Raw genomic sequence first — 20,027 nt, 5'->3', positions numbered from 1 at the left:
TTAAATGCCCGCAGGGGCAGCTCGACGATCGCCGGGCGTGACCCACCGATTTTTAGAACCTGCTCACAGAACCTGCATTTCCCCGCCATTCTGGCGGATAAAAATTGATCTGCCGACGGAATGTTTGTAGGTTTTCTGTAACGATACACTAAAACGTTACAGTTAAAGACCGGACACAAAGTATCGTACCCGTTCCCCCTGTCCCTACAGCGTTACTCCACAGGGGAAATCATCTTCACCACCAGCATCGCAGGCTGTCTGCGATCGGGAGCCAGGCTGATGAAATCACTGACATGCCGTTTAACGCCGCGTCTGTTTATCACGCTGTTATTTATGCTGTTTATCTTGCCACTGCGCGCCAATGCCGCCGAAGTTAGCCTGAGGGTATATTCATCGCTACCCGACGATGGTTACTCCGCGCACGCCATCTGGTTTCACCGTTTCAAACAGAATCTGGACCAGCGCCTGCCGGGCAAAATCGCCCTTAATTACTTCCCTAACGGCATGCTTGGTAAAGAAGCCGATGCGGTCCAGCAGGTACGTATCGGCGCGATCGACATGACTATCTCCGGGACTTCCATCTGGGGCACGCTGGTGCCGGAAATCGGCGTGCTGGATCTGGGCTATCTGTTTGACGACAACCAGCAACTGGGTCAGGCGCTGGATGGCCAGGCGGGTCAACTGCTGAGCGCCCTGCTGGCCAAGCAAAGCAATATCAAGGTGCTGGGCTATGGTTTCAGCCTGGGCGCACGCAACATTTACAGTAAAAAACCGCTGCAGTCACCGCAGGATCTCAACCGGATGAAAGTACGCGTACTGCCGGCCCCCAACTTTATCGCCACGCTAAAAAGCATGGGTGCCACGGCGATCCCAATGCCCGGCGGTGAGGTTTACTCCGCACTGCAAATGGGAGTGATCGACGGTGTGGAACATGACGCCGCCACGGTCTACACCAGCAAGTATTACGAGATTGCCAAATACGCCACGCTGACCCGCCATATCTACAACCCGATTGTCGCCACCATCAGCCAGGCGGCGTTCCAACGCATCCCGCAACCGCTGCAAGCCGACTTCTTGGCGGCAGCCAGCGAAGCGACGGTTTATGAACGCAAAATCGCAGCGGAAAAAGAAATTCAGGCGATGGACAAACTGAAAGCCGCCGGTGTGATCTTTACCGAAACCGACCGCGACTATTTCCGCCGGCAAACACTGCCGCTGCAGGCGGCATTTAGCGGGAAATACCCACAGGCCAAAGCGGTGCTGGATGCCATTCATGCCACAGCGCAGCCCTAACGCACGCCTGGCGGAGGATTTGCTATGACCCTTCCTGTAACCCTTGAAATGAGCGTAAAAAAAGTGGCCATCCTGACGCAGTTAAGCCGCGGTCTGACCCGCTTTACCGCCTGGGGTGGCGCACTGGCGCTGCTGATCAACGTGGTGGTGGTGTTCGCCTCGGTGATTTGGCGCTACGCGCTGCACAGCCCGATTGAATGGGCGGAAGAAGTGGCGCGCGCGCTGATGGTAACGCTGGTGTTCTTCGGCGTCGCCACCTCCACCGGGCGTGGCCGACACATCGGCGTCGATCTGTTCCTGCGCTGGGTGCCCGCGGTAGCCCGACCCTATGTAGTGCATGCCAGCCGCTGGGTGCTGGTACTGGTGGCGCTGGGCCTGACGGTGTCCAGCTTCAGCCTGGTGGGTATTTCACTGCCACAGACCACCGAACACGGCCTGCCACAGGCGATCTTCGTGGTTCCGGTGTTCATCGGCGCGGCAGTGATGCTGGTCAGCGCGCTCGATCACGCCTGCCAGGCATCGTTGAAAGTGGTGTTAATCAGCGCCGCCGCCGTCGCTCTTCTGGGCGGCGCTGGCTACCTCAGCCTGCATGCCCCGCTGGGGTTCAGCTCGCTGCCCGCCGCGCTGATGCTGGCCTGCTTTATCCTGGGCATCATCTCCGGCGTGCCAATCGCCTTTACCCTGGGCATGTCGGCTATGGTGTTCTTTCTTAGCGATCCGTCGCTGCCATTCGTGTTCTTTGCCCAGCAGGTGACCGCCGGCGTCGATCATTTTGTGCTGCTGGCCATTCCGTTCTTTCTGCTGGCTGGTGCGGTGATGGAGGTCAACGGCATGTCGTCACGGCTGGTTGAGCTGATCGTGCGCGGCATGGGGCGTTATCGCGGTGGCCTGAATATGACCACGATTGTATCGATGGCCTTCTTCTCGGGTATTTCCGGCTCCAAACTGGCAGACGTCGCCACGGTCGGCGGCGTGCTGATGCCCGCGGTACGCCGGGCACGCCAGCCGGCCGCAGAGTCTGCCGGGGTGTTCGCCGCTTCGGCGATCATGGCGGAAACCATCCCCCCCTGCGTCAATCTGATCGTGATGGGCTTTATCGCCAACATTTCGATTGGCGCACTGTTTATCGCCGGCCTGATCCCGGCGCTGTGCCTGCTGGTGTTGCTGCTGATTGCCGCCGTGATCTTCGGCAAGCGCATCAACGTCGATGACGCCTACCCGGTGCGAATGCCAACCCGCCAACTGCTGATCGGTGCCGCCGTCGGGCTGGTGATGATTTTGATGATCGGCAAGGGCGTGGTGGCCGGTATCGCCACCTCCACCGAGATTTCCGCCTTTGCCGTGGTTTACGCCATCGTGGTCGGTCGGCTGGCCTTTGGGGAACTGACCCTGAAAGCCACGGTGAAACTGTTCGTCGACACCGCCGCGCTGTCCGGCATGCTGTTGTTTATCGTCGCCTGCGCCACCAGTTTGTCCTTCGCTCTGACCATCGAGATGATCCCGCAGCAGTGCGCGCAACTGTTGGTCGCCATCGGCGCGGACTACGGCCCGTGGCTGTTTCTGCTGCTGTCGATTGTCATCCTGATTATTTTCGGCGCGGTGCTGGAGGGGGCCCCGGCGCTGATTATCTTTGCCCCCATCCTGGTCCCTATCGCCACCCAGCTCGGCTTCAACCCGCTGCACTACGCCATTGTAATGATTCTGGCGATGGGTTTCGGCCTGTTTTCCCCGCCGATCGGCCTGGGCCTGTACACCACCTGCGCCATTTGCGGCGTTCCGATGCAGGACGTGATTAAACCTATGGCCAAGTACCTGCTGATCATCCTGCTCGGCATCATTGTTATCGCGCTGTTCCCGGCGCTCACCACCTGGCTGCCCACGCGGCTGGGCTACTGATTTTCTCAAGCAAGGAGTCACACCATGTTCTCTGATTTAACCAACAAACGCGTGTTGATCACCGGTTCCACCGCCGGTATCGGATTGGCAACCGCCGCCCTGTTCGCCCAACACGGTGCCAGGGTGGGGATTAACGGCATGCGCAGCGAACCGCCGGCAGAAATCGCCGCCTTCCCCGGCGAATGCGCGTTCTTCTCCGCCGACCTATCGCGTTCCGCCGGCTGTGAAGCGTTGGTGGAAGCCTTTGTCGCCCGCTTCGGCGGCATCGACATCCTGATCAATAACGCCGGTGGGCTGGGCGGCCGCAACGGGCTGGAAGCGATAGACGACGAGTTCTTTGATCGAGTGATGGACCTGAACTGCCGCTCGGCGCTGATGGTCACCAAATTCGCTATCCCTCACCTGCGCGCTTCGGCACGCGAGAGCGGCGCTACCGCCAGCGTGATCAGCACCGGCTCCATCGCTGCACGCGAAGGTGGCGGCATCGGCGCCGGTCTGTATGCCAGCGCCAAAGCCTGGTTGCACAATATTCATCGCAACTGGGTGAAGGAGTTCACCCAGGACAACATCCGTTTCAATATCGTCTCACCGGGCAGCATCGACACCGCCTTCCATCAGGGTAAAAGTGAAGAAGTGCTGGGCAAGATGTGCGCCTCGATCCCGATGGGCCGCTTTGGTCGCAGCGAGGAAGTGGCACCCACTTACCTGTTCCTGGCATCGCATAACTGCAGCGGCTACATCACCGGGCAGATTATCGACGTCAACGGCGGGCAGATTGCGCCCTAAGGGTCTGTGACTCACTTTCGGCCGCGTGATAAAGTCGGGGTAATGGGCTAATGCAAAACGGGAATGTAATGGCGAATATACGTGATGTGGCACGTCATGCCGGAGTGTCGGTCAGTACGGTTTCCAACGTGCTGAACGGCCGGGTCGATCAGATGCGCAAGGATACGTTGGCCCGTATCGAACAGGCGATGGCGGCGCTGCAGTACCAACCGAACCGTGCGGCGCAGCAGCTCAAAACCGGGCAGGTCAAAATGCTCGGCCTGCTGGTGCCTTCGATCGTCAACCCCAGCTTCGCCGCACTGGTGCGTGAGATTGAGCTGGCGGCCAAGCAAAACTACGGCTATCAGGTGTTGCTGGGCGATACCCATCGCCAGCAGGAAGAGGAGATCCGCTTTCTCGACGATTTGCTGGCGTTAGGCATCCGCGGCGTGGTGGTGGCCTCCACCTTTTACGATCGCCCCCATTTCCGTGAGGCTCTGAAACGCGGCCTGGTGATGATTAACTACGACGAACGTGCCCTGACGGCCCCAGGTGAAACGGCGCTGCCGATCGACAGCGTGTCGATGGACAATAGCGCCGCAGGCAACATGGCGGCCCGGCATCTGATCGCCCAGGGCTGTCGCCGTATCGCTTTCGCCACCGCCTCCGGCATGACCAGCAGCCGCGCCAACAAGATTGCCGGCTACCGGCAGGCACTGGAGGCGGCCGGGCTGCCGGTCAGGGTGATCGAAGGCAAAGCGCAGTTCGCCTACGGCGATGCCGAAATGGCCGAACTGGGGAAAACGCTGGCTGAGCAGATCTGCCAGAGTGAACCCCGGCCGGACGGCGTGGTAGCGTTGAACGACATGCTGGCCATCGGCATGATTTCCGCCTTCCAGCGGCTCGGTGTGCGGGTGCCGGAGGATATCTCGGTTGTCGGCATCGATAACATGTTTCTGTCCGAACTGTTCAACCCGGCGCTCAGCTCTGTGGCGCCACCGCTGCGTGAGATGGCGGTAAAAATTGTCGATCGGCTGATCGGCCGGTTAGAAAACCCTGAATTGCCGGTGGAGGAGTTTTTATTTGCTCCCAGCCTGGTGTGCCGCCAGTCGGTCATTAACGCGTAATCCCCGGCGGGGTCGCTGCCCCGCCCTCATTCACATGAAACTCCTGGCTGCGCTAACGCGCGGCGGGGTTTCGCTGCGCCCAAATCGCAGCAGGAGATTAAAAATGAATAATGAATCTTGCGTTTACTGCCATCCAACCGATGAAATCGTGCTGTGGCAAAACCCGCTGTGCCGGGCGATATTCATCGCCGACAGCCCCTTCCCGGGCTGGTGCCGGGTGGTTTGGCATGAACATATCGCCGAACTGAGCGATTTACGCGACGACCAACGCAACAGCATCATGGCGGTGGTGGCGCAGGTTGAGGCGCAACTGCGGCAATTGCTAACGCCGGCGAAGATCAATATCGCCAGCCTGGGCACCGCGCTACCGCATTTGCATTGGCATATCATCCCGCGTTACCTCGACGATTCGCACTTCCCGGAACCGGTCTGGAGCACGGCGCTGCGGGCGCCAACGACGAAAACGCTGCCGGAGAATTTTATTGAATTAATGCAGGAGCGGCTGGCGATAACGCTGGGGGCATGATACTACGCCGGGCGATGCCCGGCGTTTTCAACTTGATTACGGCTTTTCGGAGATTTTGCGCAGGTATTCGTTATTTTTAAACGCAATAATGATCATTTCAAAGCAAACGCGAGTGAACACGCCGCCGATGATGATCGCGAACAGACCACGGAAAAACTCACCGTAGAACATCGCCCCAATCCCACCAACAATAATGCTCAGCAGGCACAGCCAGTAGACACCGGTGATGATTTTCGGAGTCAGCATCGCATCAAAAAAGAAAATGTTTTTCATTGTAAATCCTTCCTTAGGCCAGTATTTAATTATCCCAGAGGCGCCACATGGGTGCGGCAAGCCTTTTTGTCACGCCGGTTATGATAGCGAGTAACACGATGAAAAGCGCCCAGAAATCAGCACGCCATTACATAAGGGTTGAGGATGTTTAACAAAACAGGCAACAAAATACTCGGCGGTTTGGCGGCGTTGCTGCTGCTGAGCCAAAGCGCACTGGCACAGGAAACGCTGAACTTCGTGCGGCACGGGGAGAAACCCGCCAACAACAGCGGGCAGTTAACCTGCAAAGGGCTGAACCGCGCACTGGCACTGCCGGACGTGTTGCTGAAGCGCTACGGCAAACCGGACTACATTTTTGCCGCCGGGCCGAAGGAAAACAAGCTCGGCAGTTCACTGCGGGCGCTGTCGACCATCATGCCCACCGCCGTGCGCGTCGGGCTGCCGATTGGTATTCAGTTCCACGCCGATGACATCACCGGGCTGCAGCAGGAGCTGCTCAGCGAGCAATACCAAAACTCACGCATTTTCATCGCCTGGGAACACAAGAATCTCGATAAGGCAGTGAAGGCCATCGTGGCCGCACGCGGCGGTGACGCCAATTTGGTGCCAAAATGGCCGGGCAGCGACTTCGACAGTATCTTTGTGGTGACGCTGGATCAGGACAAGGTTTCATTCAGGCAGGAAAGTGAGGGTTTGACGCAGTTGGCGGAGATCTGCCCTGCTGCGGGATAAAGCCAAACCGCCTTTGGCGGGTTCGGTGAGATGACATAAGGGAGTCTCATCGGGCCTGACTCATTTTATCTGGCTGCTGACGGCGTCATAAGCCCCAACTCAACACCCAACCGAATCGCCTGCCGGGCGTTACTGACGCCAAGTTTAACCACAATATTTCTCATATGAAACTTCACCGTACTCGGGGAAATACTGGCGATGGCGGCAATCTCGCCATAGGTTTTCCCCATACTGGCCCAATACAGCACCTCACTCTCCCGTGGGGTAAAAATGGGTTTTTCCGTATCCGCATGATGCTTCCGCCGGTTGGATGAGACCGATCCTGCGAGACGGTACATTTGTTCATTGATATCGATCAGCAACATTTGCATGGCTCCGCGATCTGATGAGATCCGCTTTTCCAGATCCTCTTCTCCACTGCCACCGAGGATAACCGATAACAATGCCAGGCTATTCATAGAGTCGTGCAACACAAAGGTGAAGCCGTTAACAAAGATGTACGACGTTGTTTAAGTGAGCGTCTCCCTCTCCCAAGGGAGAGGGAACAATATCACCTTAAGTGACCGGCATTTCCTCCTCAGGAAGCGGCTTTTTTATACTGCGCTAATGGTCCAGATAGAGATAGTGCATCCAACTGGTCATGCGTAGCAGTACCTTGCGCATGACCGCCACGTGGGTAAAGTGGTCGGAATAAACTGCCACCTGCGAAAAAATGCCGTCAGGTAATTCATCGATTTCACTGTTGGGTGCCAGCTCAATCACCGCCAGCACACCATCACTGCCGGCAGCCACACTCAGCGATTGTAGCGTCCCTTGCGCCTGGTAAGACCCGCCGGGGACAACCGGCAGAATTCTGATCAATTTACCGGGGAATACCTGGCCGGGAAATGCATTAAACACCACTTCGGCTTCGTCGCCGGCCTTAAGACGCAGCAACGAGTTTTGGCGGAACTGAGCAATGATTTGCCGTTTTTGCTCAGGAATAAACACCATCACCGGCCGCAGCGGAATTGCCGCGGCGTAGGTCCCTGGGCGGATCAGCACCTGGGTCACGTAACCGTCGCTGGGAGCGCGTATCACCGTTTGATCAAGATTATATTTGGCCTCTGCCAACTGCGCCCTGAGGCTAACGATTTGAGACTGTTCCCCGTTAATCACGCTGTCTAACTGACTTTTTATTTGCGCTTGCTCCGCCACGGAACCTTTTACCAGCGCATCTTGCGCCAGATAGTTCTGCCGGGCGTTATCAATATCACTTTCCGAAAATGGATTGACCTTGGCCTGGCTGCCTCGGACATAACGCTGATAGTCTTTATATAACCGGTCGCGCTCTGCACTAACCCGAGATGTGTTGGCAATCGCTTCGTCGAGCTGCCCTTTAAGCACCTGAGTATTATTAATCTCGGTGACCAAATCAGCCTGAAGGCGATTGACCCGAGCCTGATAGCGTGCGGGATCTAATTTAAACAGCACTTCACCTTTTTTTATTAATACGTTTTGCTTCTCGGTTACTTCGCTAACCACACCAGTCACCTGTGGCGTAATAGGGATTGAAATAACCGCTTTCTGCGCCAAATAAGTATAGGGGTGGTTATAATTCATTAGCAGAATTAACGCCCCAATTAAAAACACCCCACCTAATGCAGCCGTGGGCACGGTCCATTTATTGACCGGTATTTTGAAAATCTTAAATATGGACCAGGCAAAAGCGACATAAGTCAGGATAATGAGCAGATCCATGGTGGCTACTCCGAAGGCGGCGTTTTATTATCCGCCAGTTTCAACTCCAGCTCCGCCACACGTTGCTGCAACTGTGCGAACGACGCCTCCTGACCTTGCATACCCCAACCACGCTCGGGGCGATATAAAGTAGCCCATATCCATAAAAACGGCCAGATCACGTGCAGAGTAAATAAACTTACCCAGCCCGCGACATGGATAGCATCGGCATGCGGATGGTTGCGTGCCTTGGCAATAAGATAGGGAATATCATGCAGAATAATAATCCCATAGAAAATAATAAGGAAAACCAGAATAAGTACACCCAACGCGAAGTAATTAAGAAACATAACTGCCTCTCATTTGCGGAACCCGTGCTCACTGGTAAAGATAGACGCGTTTTTAGCTTTTTGTGCTAAAACTGGGTAAGTTTATTTCGGCGGGTGTACCTTACAGAAAATGAACCAAAATAGATAACAACGGCACTTTGATTTTATGGGATTTTTAGGTTTAAGCGGAAGAACCGTTACCACTCTGACGAGTAGCACAAACCATCCAGTAATAATGATTATTATTAAAGGTAAACTCATTCAAAACCTGCAGCCCCAGTTTGCGCGTATGTGCCGCATAAGAGCGTGGGTTAATTTTATTCACAAATGTGACCAAGACATCAAAACGCGATGACATTTGTTTTAATGCAAACGCAAACAGCGCTTCAAGCACCCCGCTGCCCCGAACCGAAACGTCGACACAGATCGGACCGTATTGGTAAGAGTTCTCCACCGTCAACACCTGGCCGGCAAACTCACATTCTCCCAATCTGCCAATCATGTGCTCAAATAAAGGCCAGGGTGCCCAAAACTGCCAGGAAGCGGCCATCACGAATGCGACAATCTTACCTTCCTGTCTGGCGACAAACAGCCCTTGTTCTTGCTCGATCAACGCGACCATTTGCTCATAGGTCAGCAAAGTGGTCACAAAACCATCTTTCTTGTCTTCCTCACTGATGGTTGCTACCTGATACCGCTTGAGCAGTTCAGTCACTTGTTCAATATCAGCCACATTGGCCACACACAATTCCATGCAAACCTCCTCGAAAGTCAAAAATAGCCCAGTTTTTTTAGAAAATTATCATTGCAGTAAAAATTAATTCTCTGTATCCCATTAAAGTTACCCTTTGATAAATAACAAACGGCGCAGTCACAGGAATATAAACCCTGGTAATTCATCAACCCGAACTGACAAACTTTCTGCGAATGAACACGTTGAATTCATTATTTCCAAGCCTTGCTAGCTAAACTACTATCAAAGTAATCTGTTTTATACGTACAGATCAGAGCGATATGGAGTGGAACAGATGCCGATGGAGCAGACGGAAGCGGGAAGACAGGGCAGCCTGTACCGTCAGATTGCCGAACAGATCAAACAGGCAATCCACGCAGGATTTTTACCTGCCAATACACGTTTGCCGTCGGTAAGAACGCTGGCCACTCAATACAACATCAGTCTGACAACCGCACTTAAAACCTTGCGTACCCTGGAAGATGAACATTACGCCGTAGCCAAACCCAAATCCGGTTTTTTTGTCGCACCAAAAAGACATTCGCTGCAAAAGGGCGCCGTTATCGTGGAACAGCCACGTGAGATTGCGCCGCTGGATGAACAAACCGAACTGCACATGGCAATGGTGGGGGAGGATTGCCGCGTTCGTCTGGATCTGGCTAATGGTGATAGCTCTTTGTACCCCATCAAAAAACTGAGTTTGATCATGCGCCAGCTGGGTTATAGCAAGCCATTTTTGCTTGGTGATACGGTCAAAGGCTCTGGCTATGCGCCGTTAAAAACAGAAATCGCCCGACGAGCGATAGACTACGGCTGCAACATCAACCCGGATAACATTTTAGTGACCAACGGCTGCGTGGAGGCACTGTCGCTCTCGCTGATGGCGACAGTAAAACCGGGAGATGCGGTTGCCGTTGAATCGCCCTGCTATTTCGTTTTATTGCAAATGTTGCGTCATCTCAAACTACGCGTGATTGAGGTTGAAACGGGTAACGAAGGCTATGTTGATAGCGAAAAGCTGGTTGCGCTGTTCCAGAGAAAAGCGGTGAAGGTGTTTGTCACCCTCGCCAATGTTAATAACCCTCTGGGCAAAACCATACCGAACGAGAAAAAAGCTCACATCGCGCGGCAGGCCGATGAAAACGGTGTGATTATTATTGAAGATGACACCTTTGGCGACATCTCCTTTGGTGTTCAACGACCATTTCCAATGAGGGCCTTTAGCCCCAATGTCATCCTGTGCAGCGGTTTCTCTAAAACCGTGGCGCCTGGCATGCGTGTCGGTTGGGTTCACAGCAACCATTACATGCGAAAAATCACCTCGCTAAAATACACCTCGACCATGGGTTCACCCATATTGCCGCAGGCAACCATTGCCGAATTACTGAGCAATGGCGGATACGACGCCCATCTGCGCAAACTCAGGCATAAGTTGGCTAACCTGGTGAACAAAATCCGTCAGGTAGTGCTTCTAGCATTCCCCCCGGGCACAAAAGTCTCTGAGCCTGAAGGCGGTTATGTGCTGTGGGTGGAAATGCCGAAGAATGCCTTGAACGTACGTTCACTGTTTATCAAGGCGCGTAATGCCGGGATCGGTATCGCCCCCGGGCATATTTTTGCCACGGATAACCGCTACGATCACTGTTTCCGACTGAATGCAGGCTTTGGTTATAACGATGAAGTTGAACAGGCAATCGCCCAGCTTGGGCAATGGTGTACTCAATCACTTGTGGGGCATGAAGGGGGTTGATTGGCGGAAGATCACAGGAGTCGAACCTGCCCAGGACCGCTGGCGGCCCCAACCGGATTTGAAGTCCGGCCGCCCCACCGGGGACGAGGATCTTCCTTCGGGAACAGGAAGCAAGGGGCTGATTATAGCGCAGTTTACCCTTGGCGCTAAGAGGGAAATAGTGCTAGCCCCCGGCACTATGCCGGAGGCAGGCAGGGTTAAGGTTTCAACAGTTCCTTCACGTCCAGCAGGATAAACTCGTTGTCATCCGCCACGTTCGGCTGACGGCTGGAGGAGAACGGGAAGTTATTATCATTGCCGACGATGATATGGCTGCCATCCACCACGTCCACGTTTTCAATGGTGAAAAACGGGAATGTCAGCACGCCGTTGTTCAGCGGTTTGCGCGCCAATTTGTTCGGGTCCTGAATGTTCATCAGGTCAATATAGGCCAATTTATCGACCGGTTTACCGACGTTGTCGTCAGAAAAGGCAATTTTATATACCCGTTTAAACTTCGCCACCTGACTGAAGCAGTTGTCTGTGGGGGCACCCGCAGCGCAGGCTTGGTCCGCCGTGCCTTCGTTATTATCGCGCTCGATCACCAGGCCATGAGTGGCGTCGATCATATTAAAATCGCCGATGGCGTTCTGGTTGTCTTCCAACACGTATTGCCAACTGCGCCCGGTCCAGGCCTGTTGTTTCACGTCAAATTCCAGCACCCGCAGGTAGCGTTTGCCATCGATGTTCTCGAATTTTTCACCGTCCCACAGCGCACCTTCCAGCAACGGGTACAATTTGCTGCCGTCCGGTGATGTCGCCATGCCCTCAAAACCCTTGGAACGTGCCACCTGGAAGTTCTGTTTGCCATCCGGTGCGCCCGGCAGGGTCAGCGTCGGGTTATCCGGCGACTTCACCACCTTGCCGTCGACCTTGGTATCGAACACCGCCAATACCTTACCGTTTAGATCGGCCTTAATCAGATAGGGGCCAAACTCATCGCCAATCCACAGGGCATTATCGGCAAACTGGAAGCTTTCCGGGTCAAAATCGCTGCCGGTCAGGTAACGTTTATCGGTGCTCTCATTGATGATATGGAAGGGGACATTTTTGTCCGGATCGTGCAGAAACACCGTTTTCAGCGGCGTCACCGTGCCGTTGTCAAAGTCGATTTTGTAGTGATTGAGGTACAGCATGGCGTCCGGCGAATTGGCCTTGCTGCCAAAACCATTGTCGGTCAGCACCCAGTAGGTACCGTCGGGCATATGTTTGATGCCGGAATGGCCCTGCAGCGGCTGCCCGTTGATCGGCAGGCCAATACCGGTCATGCGATCGGCGGATTTACCCGCCACGCTGCCCAGTTCGGTCACGCGTTTGCCGCTGGTGTATTTACCGCTTTGCTGTAAATCGGCGGGGGCATCCTGCGGTGCGGCAACGTTGGATTTCACCGCCAGTAACGCGTGCCCGGCCAGGGTTGCCGGCACCGGTTGGGCTTGCGCCCATAGGTTAGTGCTCAGCGCCATACAGCCGGCCAACAGTGCCTGGCGGGTTTTGGTTATGTGCATGTCTTGGTTCCCTTTTTGTTGTTATCACCCAGAAGTAAAAGCAACGTCACTATAGGGAACCGCAATGACAGTAATATTATTCGGCGAACGCCCGCCGGTAGCTGTGCGGATGGAAGCACCAGGTGATGGCGATCAGCACCACCACCAGCAGCGCATGGATTTGCCAATCCAGCACAAAGCCGCCGCTGTAATCACGCAACAGGCCGGAAATATAAGGCGTGGCTCCCGCCAGCAGGAAACCTATGCCCTGCATAAAGGCCACCAATCGCCCCGCGGCCGCTGGGTGCGGAATATGATCGAGCGCCAACACCAGGCACAGCGGGAAGGCGCCGCCCAGCCCCAAGCCGGAAACCAGCACCCATAGCCACGGCAACGTCTGCGGCAGATAAATCAGGCCGATGAAGCCGATCAACTGCATGACTAATGCCAGCAATAACAACGGCCGTCGATCCAGCGATCGCGCCAGCGCCGGCAACAGCAGCGCCCCGACGACCTGCCCAAAGGTCATCAGTGCCAACAGCGATCCGCTGGCCTGCGGCTGCCAGCCGAGCTGCATATAATACGGCGGCAGCCAGGCGATCAGGCTGGTATAACCGCCATTGATCAAACCAAAATAGGCACCGAGCAACCAGGCACGACGGCTGAACCACAGGCTCGGCCCAGAGGAGGTTCCGGATGGCGTCAGGCGTGCCAGGCTACGGCTGACCGGCCACCAGGCGATTAACGCCACCAGTGCAGGTACCGCCCACCAGGCCAATGCACGGTGCCAGTCATGGCCGACACTCATCAGCCAGGGGGTCATCGCCGCCCCCAGACCGCCACCGCCCATCAGAGCCGCCGACCACAGCCCGGCTACCAGCGCCATCTGCTTGAGAAAGTGATGTTTGATAATGCCGGGCATCACCGCCTGGATCACCCCAATCCCCAGTCCACCCAACACCGCGCTCAGCAGTAATTGCGTGCTGCCCGGTGCCAGCTCACGCCAGGCGGCCCCCAGGCCAATGGCCAACAGGCTCAGCACTACGCTGGTACGCTCGTCGAACAGGCGGTTGATCGCCCCACCCGCCAGCGCCATCAACCCCATCATCAGCACCGGCAAGGTGGTCAGCAGCGCCGCACCGCCAAAGCTCAGCCCGGTGGCCTGTCGCAACGTCGGCAATAACGGGCCGATCGAGGTCAACAGCGGCCGCATATTCAGGCCAATCAGCACCAGCGCCCACAGCAGGGGGTTGAACCAGCGGCGTAAGAAAGGGGGAGCAACAAATTGATTTAACACGGTCTATTCCTGAACTTCCGGGATGAAGAGTGCGGGGTCACAGAGTGGCAGCCGCAACGTTGCCTTACTCTAGGCTTCCCCGTTAGTATTGGGAAATTAAATAATAAAATAGCCAACAGTGGAAAAATGAATCGTTACCCGATGTTCAATCCGCAGTTACTGCTCAGCTTTGTCGCAGTATGCGACAGCAACAGCTTCACTCGCGCCGCAGAGCGGGTGTTTTTGTCGCAGTCGACCGTCAGCCAACAGGTGCGCCGCTTGGAAGAAATGCTGGGTAAACCCCTGTTTGAACGTTCGTCCCATCAGGTACTGCTGACCGAGGAAGGCGTCAAGCTGTTGAGTTATGCGCGGCGCATCATTGCGCTGAATGAAGAGGCGCACGATGCCTTGACCGGTATCTGGCGCGACGGCGTACTGCGGTTGGGGATGCCGGAGGATTTTGCCGCCCCCACCACCGAACTGCTGGCGGAGTTCAGCCGGGCGCATCCGCATCTGCGACTGGACGTCACCAGCGGCCTGAGCGCCGATCTGCACAGTGCCTACGCCCGTGAAGAGCTGGATCTGATCCTGGTTAAACAACGCCGTAGCCAGCCGCCGCGGGCCGCCCGGCCGGAACCGCTGCTGTGGCTGGACAGCTTGGCCTTCCCGGCAATAGAACAGTCACCGGTACCGCTGGCGGTGTTCCCGCTCAATGGGTTATATCGCGATGATTTGTGTCAGGCGCTGGATAACCTCGGCAAGCGCTGGCGTATTGGCTACAGCAGCGCCAGTCTGGCCGCACTCACCGCCGCATCCGCCGCCGGGCTGGGCGTCACCCTGCTGCCGGCCGGCTGCCGCTTGCCCAGCCATCGGGTTCTCGGCAGCGCCGAAGGGTTGCCGCCGATCGACAACATTGAGCTGGCGCTGTACTACCGCGACGGCGCCCCCGCAGCCACTCCCGCGCTGGCCGAACGGCTGAAGGCGTTTTGTGGGTTGGCGTGAGAAGATTATTCCAAAAGTTGCGGATGTTTGAGCTGCAGCCAATCGTTAACCGCCAGCCAGAGTGCGCCTGCCTGTTCCAGACAGGCGGACACCGCCGCATCCGTCACCAAATCACCTGAATAATCGGCGATGTTACGTTGTTTCCTCAAAGCATCCAGACAGATCATTGCCTCACGCGAAATACCCAGGGTCAGCGGCAATGATTGGATCATGAGTTGATGATGACCGGGTTTATGGGTCGAGGTCCGAAAACCCTCCGCCTGCAGGGCTGCATTGGCGATTTGCATGACCGCTTTATACGCCGTGTCAAAACGCGTTTCATTGCTGAGCAGAGTGATACTGGCGTCATGTCGATTACGCGCAGCGGCGGAGAGTAATTTTCTGATTGCACCCGCGTCAGGCTTTATTGCCTCCAGGCCAAGGCCGATCAGGTTGTCTAACGTCATCCTTGTCTCCCAAAATCCCTAGCTGAGGCTTACTCATAATATCCTGAATAAAAGCTGAATTTTCCGCCAAAGCCGCCTGCCACTCGACTGGCGAGTACAGCTTGGGGTTAATTTCCCTACCCAGCTCCTGCTGCAGAGGGTAAAACGCGTTGATCACCTCTGAGAATGACAGGTTGCCGACGATCAGGACGTCTATGTCACTGTCATCCTTGGCCTTACCACTGGCAATCGAACCAAAAATAAAGGCCAGTTCAAACTCAGCGTTAAGTTCAACCAATGCCTGGCGCAAACGCTCGACCATCCCGGAGGTTTTGCGGAAAATAGCCACCAACTCAGGAAAAATCAGGCAATCAGGGTTAGCCCGATAGCAGATTTGGTTTCCCTGTTGCTGTCTGAGCAAGATGCCGCCCTGTGCCAGTTTGTTCAACTCTTTATGTAAGGTACCGGCCTGAGTTGCGGTCTGACGCGCAATTTCTCGCACATGAAATGCCTTTTCTGGCTTATTTAGCAACAAAGTTAACACTTTTCGCCGATATTCACTGAACAGGAGAGCAAGCAAAGGATCGTACATAGCGCCTCGTAATGTAGCCTTATTAGCTACAAATGTAGCCAATAAGGCTACATTAGACAAGCAAACCCTAATACCCAACCTCGCCATAACGCCCACGGTAATCTTTGGGCGTCATGTCATAACCTTTCTTGAACACCGAATAAAAATACTGCAGTGACGGGTAGCCACACATCTGTGAAATTTCGTTGATGGTCAACGAGGTAGCCGTCAGCAGGTTGCGGGCGCGATCCAGCTTTTCCTGATGGATCATATGGTGGATAGTTTCGCCGGTTTCATCCCTGAAGCGTTTTTCCAGGTTGGAGCGCGACAGGCCAATCGCGTCCAGCACCTGCTCGACCTTGATGCCCTTGCAGGCGTGATGGCGGATGTAATGCATCGCCTGAATTACCGCCGGATCGCGCAGCGAGCGGAAATCGGTAGAACGACGTTCAATCACCTTCACCGGCGGCACCAGAATGCGCTGCAGCGGCAGCTCACGGCGATCGAGCAGTTGGTGCAGCAGTTTGGCGGCACGATACCCCATCTGACGGGTACCCTGCGCTACCGAAGACAGCGCCACCCGCGACAGGTAACGCGTCAGTTCTTCATTGTCGATACCGATCACGCAAAGCTTTTCCGGCACCGCGATGTCCAGATGTTCGCACACCTGCAGCAAATGGCGCGCCCGCGCATCGGTCACCGCGATGATGCCAGTCTGCTGCGGCAAGGTCTGCACCCAGTCCGCCAATCGGTTCTGCGCGTATTGCCAGTTATCCGGCGCGGTGGCCATGCCCTGATATACCACGCCCTGATACTGCTCCAGCGCGACCCGCTGGCGGAAAGCATGCTCACGCTCCTGCGCCCAGCGTTTACCGCCTTCACTGGGCAAACCATAGAAGGCAAAACGATTAATGCCTTTTTCTTTCAGGTGACTGAATGCCGCCTCCACCAGCGCCTGATTGTCGGTAGCAATGTAGTGCACCGGCGGATAGTCCTCATCACGGTGATAAGAGCCGCCCACCCCGACAATCGGCACCCGGACGTTATGCAGCAGTTGCTCGATGGCACCATCGTCGAAATCGGCGATCACCCCATCGCCCAGCCAGTCCTTGATGTTGTCGATACGGCAGCGAAAATCCTCTTCGATAAAGATGTCCCAGTCACATTGTGAGGCCTGTAAATACTCACCTACGCCCTCAACCACCTGGCGGTCGTACACTTTATTGGCGTTGAACAACAACGTAATGCGAAAGCGCTTTTCAAACATGCCACATCCCCGGTAAACGAACTGCCCTCTGGGTCTGGGATAGCACAACTATCTGCAAGAGCAGCAGGCATCACCTCATAACTGTGAGCTCAGACGCTATTCTTTTATGCCCGGCGCTTGGTGGCGGAGTCCATCCATACCGCCAGCAGCAAAATGGCGCCCTTGACGATGTACTGCCAGAAGGTCGGCACGTCCAGCATGCTCATGCCGTTATCCAGCGACGCCATAATGAATGCGCCCATCACCGCGCCGGCCACGCTACCGATGCCCCCCGCCAGGCTGGTGCCGCCAATCACGCAGGCGGCGATGGCGTCCAACTCGGCGATATTACCCGCCGAAGGCGAACCGGCACCCAGGCGCGAACTGAGGATCAACCCGGCAATCGCCACCATCAGGCCGTTGATCGCGAACACCGCCAACTTGGTGCGCTCGACGTTAACGCCCGACAGCCGCGCAGCGTCAATATTGCCGCCGATGGCGTAGATCCGACGGCCAAAAGCGGTGCGGGTGGCCATAAATATCCCCGCCAACATCAGTGCGGTGAGGATCAGCACCGGCGTCGGTACCCCGCGGTAATCATTGAGCAAATAGATAGCCCCGAGCACCAGCAGCGCCAAAATGCTTTGTCGGGTGACGTCACCGCCTGCTGTCGCCACCGGCAAACCGAGCTGGGCACGCCGACTGCGTCGCCGCCACTGCCAGGCGACAAACAGCATCAACCCAACGGCACCGATGCCAAAACCCAGGCCGTCCGGCAAATAGCTCTGGCCAATTTGCGACATCGCCCCGCTGGTCGGCGCGACCGTGGTGCCATTGGTAATACCGATCAGGATGCCGCGAAAAGCCAGCATCCCAGCCAGGGTAACGATAAACGACGGAACCTTGCGATAGGCCACCCACCAGCCGTTCCAGGCCCCCAACAGCAGGCCGGCCAGCAGCGTCACCACGATGGTCAGCGGCAGCGGCCAACCCAGCCAGACGTCAAAAATCGCCGCCGCCCCGCCCAGCAGGCCCATCATTGAGCCGACCGACAGATCGATTTCTGCCGAAACAATCACGAACACCATGCCGACCGCCAAAATGCCGGTGATCGCCGTCTGGCGCAGCAGGTTGGAAATATTACGCGCGCTGAGATAGGCCCCTTCGGTGGTAAAGGAAAAGAACAGCATAATGACGACTATCGCCGCCAACATCACAAACACCTGCAAATTGATGGATTTTAGTTTCACTATGGGGTTTTTCTCCACCATTGCCGGCACGATCGCTTCAGATTGCGTGTTTTTCGACATCTTTTTCACTCCTCAATGCGGCTTCCATCACCTGTTCCTGGGTCAAACCCTGGTTGACCAACGAAGCCTTGATACGCCCCTGGTGCATCACCAATACCCGATCGCTTAATCCCAACACTTCAGGCAGCTCCGAAGACACCACGATCACCGAAATACCCTGCTGGACCAGCTGATTGATTAACTTATAGATTTCGTGTTTGGCACCGATATCGATACCGCGCGTCGGCTCATCCAGAATGAGAATTTTCGGCTTCAGAAGCAGGCATTTGGCGAGTATGGCCTTCTGCTGGTTACCGCCGCTCAGCCGGGCTATCGCCAGTTCGGGTGAGGAAGTCTTCACTTTTAACTGCGCCAGCGATTGACGAATGGTCGCCTGTTCCCGGGCATCATCAAGCACCGTCAGCACGCCGCTAAAGTCGCTCAGCGCCGCCAACGTCATGTTGGCCCCCACGCCCATCACCGGCACGATGCCATCACGCTTGCGATCTTCCGGCACCATGGCAATGCCATATCGCATCGCCTGGCGGCAATTGTTGATGACGGCCGGCTGGCCATTGAGGCTAATGCTCCCCTGCCAACGGCCAGGGTAGACGCCGAACAGGCACTGCATGGTTTCGGTACGCCCGGAGCCGACCAGCCCGGCAACCCCGAGGATCTCGCCGCGTCGCAGGGTGAAAGAAACATCGTCCACCCGACGAACGTGACGGTTCACCGGGTGCCAGGCGGTGAGATTATCCACCTGCAGGATCACCTCGCCGATATCATGCTGTTGCTGCGGATAGAGCTCGGTTAATTCGCGCCCAACCATCATGGCGATAATATCGTCCTCGCTCATTTCCGCTGCCGGGCGCGTACCGATATGCTTGCCGTCGCGGATCACGCAGATCAGATCCGAGATCGCCTTCACCTCATTGAGCTTGTGCGAAATGTAAATGCAGGCGATGCCGTGATCGCGCAGATCCTCGATGATCGCCAGCAGCGTAGCGGTTTCACTTTCGGTCAGCGACGCTGTCGGCTCATCGAGCACCAGCAGCCGCACCTGCTTGTTCAGCGCCTTGGCAATCTCCACCAGCTGTTGCTGCCCCAGGCCCAGTTCGCCGATCGGGGTGTTGGGATCCACCGCCAGCTTGACCTGCGCCAGCATCCTTCGGCAGCGCAGATACATGGCGTCATAATCCATTACGCCGTACCGGCGCCATTCATTGCCGAGAAACATGTTTTCCAGCACCGTCATCTGCTTCACCAGCGCCAGTTCCTGATGAATGATGGCGATGCCTTTCTGCTCGGTGTCGCGAATATTTTTCGCCGCTAATAAATCATCAGAGAAATAAATATCTCCCTGATAACTGCCGTGCGGATATATACCGCACAGCACTTTCATCAGGGTGGACTTTCCCGAACCGTTTTCACCACACAGCGATAATACCTGGCCTGCCTCTAACTTCAGGCTGACATTATCTACCGCCTTGACCGCACCGAATTGCATGGTGATATTTTTCATTTCTAATAGGCTGGGCATTATTCCCTCCGG

19 protein-coding genes, 1 tRNA gene and 1 pseudogene are annotated in these 20,027 nt (G+C 55.8%); 8 read left to right on the top strand and 13 right to left on the bottom strand.

Translation table 11 applies throughout. The annotated features are described in order from the left end of the window. The first annotated feature begins 279 nt into the window (after positions 1 to 279). The 5 genes from M2406_RS22345 to M2406_RS22325 all read left to right on the top strand — a co-directional run bounded on the left by M2406_RS22345 (position 280) and on the right by M2406_RS22325 (position 5,607). Positions 280 to 1,293 carry a TRAP transporter substrate-binding protein gene (locus M2406_RS22345; protein WP_012004596.1) on the top strand — a complete coding sequence of 338 codons (1,014 nt, stop codon included), beginning with the start codon at positions 280 to 282 and terminating at the stop codon, positions 1,291 to 1,293. 24 nt (positions 1,294 to 1,317) lie between these two features. Beyond that, positions 1,318 to 3,189, top strand: a complete 1,872-nt coding sequence (locus M2406_RS22340) for a TRAP transporter large permease subunit (RefSeq protein ID WP_135344766.1) — start codon at positions 1,318 to 1,320, stop codon at positions 3,187 to 3,189. Positions 3,190 to 3,213: 24 nt separating this feature from the next. Further along, on the top strand, positions 3,214 to 3,975 hold the full coding sequence (locus M2406_RS22335; protein WP_012004594.1) for an SDR family NAD(P)-dependent oxidoreductase: 762 nt from the start codon (positions 3,214 to 3,216) through the stop codon (positions 3,973 to 3,975). 68 nt (positions 3,976 to 4,043) lie between these two features. Further along, entirely contained in the window at positions 4,044 to 5,081 is a 1,038-nt protein-coding gene (locus M2406_RS22330; RefSeq protein WP_112363421.1) for a LacI family DNA-binding transcriptional regulator, read from the top strand. 103 nt (positions 5,082 to 5,184) lie between these two features. Then, on the top strand, positions 5,185 to 5,607 hold the full coding sequence (locus M2406_RS22325) for an HIT family protein (protein ID WP_017891223.1): 423 nt from the start codon (positions 5,185 to 5,187) through the stop codon (positions 5,605 to 5,607). Between the two features lie 36 nt (positions 5,608 to 5,643). Here the strand turns inward: M2406_RS22325 and M2406_RS22320 are convergent, their stop codons facing one another. Next, positions 5,644 to 5,880 (bottom strand): DUF4282 domain-containing protein, encoded by a 237-nt coding sequence (locus tag M2406_RS22320; protein ID WP_012004591.1) that lies wholly within the window; start codon positions 5,878 to 5,880, stop codon positions 5,644 to 5,646. A gap of 144 nt (positions 5,881 to 6,024) precedes the next feature. Here M2406_RS22320 and M2406_RS22315 point away from each other — a divergent pair, with 144 nt between their 5' ends. Next, positions 6,025 to 6,612: a histidine phosphatase family protein gene (locus M2406_RS22315; protein WP_259191408.1), complete on the top strand. Its 588-nt coding sequence runs from the start codon at positions 6,025 to 6,027 to the stop codon at positions 6,610 to 6,612. A gap of 65 nt (positions 6,613 to 6,677) precedes the next feature. On the opposite strand, the pseudogene M2406_RS22310 reads toward M2406_RS22315, so the two are convergent. From M2406_RS22310 to M2406_RS22295, 4 genes and pseudogenes are all read right to left on the bottom strand, one after another. Beyond that, positions 6,678 to 7,112: pseudogene (locus M2406_RS22310) on the bottom strand (response regulator transcription factor); the annotation flags it as partial. Positions 7,113 to 7,215: 103 nt separating this feature from the next. Then, on the bottom strand, positions 7,216 to 8,352 hold the full coding sequence (locus M2406_RS22305; protein WP_012004588.1) for an HlyD family secretion protein: 1,137 nt from the start codon (positions 8,350 to 8,352) through the stop codon (positions 7,216 to 7,218). Between the two features lie 5 nt (positions 8,353 to 8,357). After that, positions 8,358 to 8,681, bottom strand: coding sequence for a DUF3302 domain-containing protein (locus tag M2406_RS22300; protein WP_115183469.1), 324 nt, complete (start codon positions 8,679 to 8,681; stop codon positions 8,358 to 8,360). Positions 8,682 to 8,841: 160 nt separating this feature from the next. Further along, entirely contained in the window at positions 8,842 to 9,414 is a 573-nt protein-coding gene (locus tag M2406_RS22295) for a GNAT family N-acetyltransferase (protein ID WP_259191407.1), read from the bottom strand. Positions 9,415 to 9,688: 274 nt separating this feature from the next. Here M2406_RS22295 and M2406_RS22290 point away from each other — a divergent pair, with 274 nt between their 5' ends. Next, complete coding sequence (locus M2406_RS22290; RefSeq protein ID WP_259191406.1) at positions 9,689 to 11,143, top strand: PLP-dependent aminotransferase family protein; 1,455 nt, start codon at positions 9,689 to 9,691, stop codon at positions 11,141 to 11,143. Between the two features lies 1 nt (position 11,144). On the opposite strand, the gene M2406_RS22285 is transcribed toward M2406_RS22290, so the two are convergent. The 3 genes from M2406_RS22285 to M2406_RS22275 all read right to left on the bottom strand — a co-directional run bounded on the left by M2406_RS22285 (position 11,145) and on the right by M2406_RS22275 (position 13,963). After that, positions 11,145 to 11,239 (bottom strand) — tRNA-Sec (locus M2406_RS22285). A 101-nt stretch (positions 11,240 to 11,340) separates the two neighbouring features. Further along, entirely contained in the window at positions 11,341 to 12,687 is a 1,347-nt protein-coding gene (locus M2406_RS22280) for an esterase-like activity of phytase family protein (protein WP_259191405.1), read from the bottom strand. Between the two features lie 76 nt (positions 12,688 to 12,763). Further along, positions 12,764 to 13,963, bottom strand: a complete 1,200-nt coding sequence (locus M2406_RS22275) for a CynX/NimT family MFS transporter (protein WP_276552763.1) — start codon at positions 13,961 to 13,963, stop codon at positions 12,764 to 12,766. 126 nt (positions 13,964 to 14,089) lie between these two features. On the opposite strand from M2406_RS22275, the gene M2406_RS22270 reads away from it, so the two are divergent. Next, positions 14,090 to 14,944, top strand: a complete 855-nt coding sequence (locus M2406_RS22270; RefSeq protein ID WP_012004578.1) for a LysR family transcriptional regulator — start codon at positions 14,090 to 14,092, stop codon at positions 14,942 to 14,944. 5 nt (positions 14,945 to 14,949) lie between these two features. Here M2406_RS22270 and M2406_RS22265 read toward each other — a convergent pair whose 3' ends face one another. The 5 genes from M2406_RS22265 to M2406_RS22245 form a co-directional block, all read right to left on the bottom strand. Continuing rightward, entirely contained in the window at positions 14,950 to 15,390 is a 441-nt protein-coding gene (locus M2406_RS22265) for a DNA-binding protein (protein WP_259191403.1), read from the bottom strand. After that, positions 15,341 to 15,961 (bottom strand): nucleotidyltransferase domain-containing protein, encoded by a 621-nt coding sequence (locus M2406_RS22260; protein ID WP_259191402.1) that lies wholly within the window; start codon positions 15,959 to 15,961, stop codon positions 15,341 to 15,343. The genes M2406_RS22265 and M2406_RS22260 overlap by 50 nt, the downstream gene beginning before the upstream one ends. A 67-nt stretch (positions 15,962 to 16,028) precedes the next feature. Further along, entirely contained in the window at positions 16,029 to 17,207 is a 1,179-nt protein-coding gene (gene xylR / locus M2406_RS22255; protein WP_017891190.1) for a D-xylose utilization transcriptional activator XylR, read from the bottom strand. Positions 17,208 to 17,311: 104 nt separating this feature from the next. Then, complete coding sequence (gene xylH, locus M2406_RS22250) at positions 17,312 to 18,496, bottom strand: xylose ABC transporter permease XylH (RefSeq protein ID WP_259191401.1); 1,185 nt, start codon at positions 18,494 to 18,496, stop codon at positions 17,312 to 17,314. Further along, a complete protein-coding gene (locus tag M2406_RS22245) occupies positions 18,474 to 20,015 on the bottom strand; it encodes a xylose ABC transporter ATP-binding protein (RefSeq protein WP_259191400.1) in 1,542 nt (513 codons plus the stop codon). Before M2406_RS22245 ends, xylH begins: the two co-directional genes overlap by 23 nt. Positions 20,016 to 20,027: the final 12 nt, after the last annotated feature.

Source organism: Serratia sp. BIGb0163 (genome assembly GCF_024809935.1).
GTDB classification, from domain to species: Bacteria; Pseudomonadota; Gammaproteobacteria; order Enterobacterales; family Enterobacteriaceae; genus Serratia; species Serratia quinivorans.
Note: the sequence above shows the minus strand (reverse complement) of the source record. Positions and strands in the feature narration are given on the sequence as shown.